1 protein-coding gene is annotated in these 598 nt (G+C 68.4%); it reads left to right on the top strand.

Annotation, left to right across the window (positions count from 1 at the left end):
- A partial coding sequence (locus KUM49_RS38780; protein WP_217241646.1) for an enoyl-CoA hydratase/isomerase family protein occupies positions 1-450 on the top strand: 450 nt, incomplete at its 5' end.
- Between the last annotated feature and the right edge of the window lie 148 nt (positions 451-598).

The raw sequence follows: 598 nt of genomic DNA, 5'->3' as shown, positions 1-598 counted from the left end.
CTCGGCATCATCCCGGGCGGAGGCGGCACCCAGCGGCTGACCCGCCTGATCGGCACCCACCGGTCCCTGGCCGCGATCCTCGAAGGCAAGCCGTTCACACCTGCGGAGGCTCTCGCCAACGGGGCGGTCGACCAGGTCGCTCCCCAACACAAGGTGCTCGCACAGGCGTTGGAACTCGCCGAGCGCTTCGGCAAGCGGTCGAAGGGGTCGGTCGCGGCCGCCAAGAGGTCGGTGTACTTCGGCGGCTCGATGTCACTGGAGGACGGCCTGCACGTCGAACGCGCCGAGTTCTTCACCCGAGTCATGTCGAAGGAGGGGCAGAAACTGATGCTCGACTACATGGAGACGACGGACGCCACCGGTGAGCTCCCGCTCTACAGGCCGGACACCTACGCGCAGGCGCTCGCCTCGGGCAGTGTGCCCGGGCACCGCTCGGCGAACGGACGGTGAGCCGACGATGACCACTGCTCATTCCTTCACCCTTCATGACATCTCGTTCCCTTCCGGCGACAGCACCTGTGCCGGATGGCTCTACCTCCCCACGGGCGTCACCTCCCCGCCCGTCGTCGTCCTGGGGCACGGCCTCGGCGCCACCCGT

Source organism: Streptomyces sp. AC555_RSS877 (genome assembly GCF_019049245.1).
GTDB lineage: Bacteria > Actinomycetota > Actinomycetes > Streptomycetales > Streptomycetaceae > Streptomyces.
The sequence above is the reverse complement of the archived record's forward strand: the minus strand, read 5'-3'. Positions and strand labels throughout refer to the sequence as shown.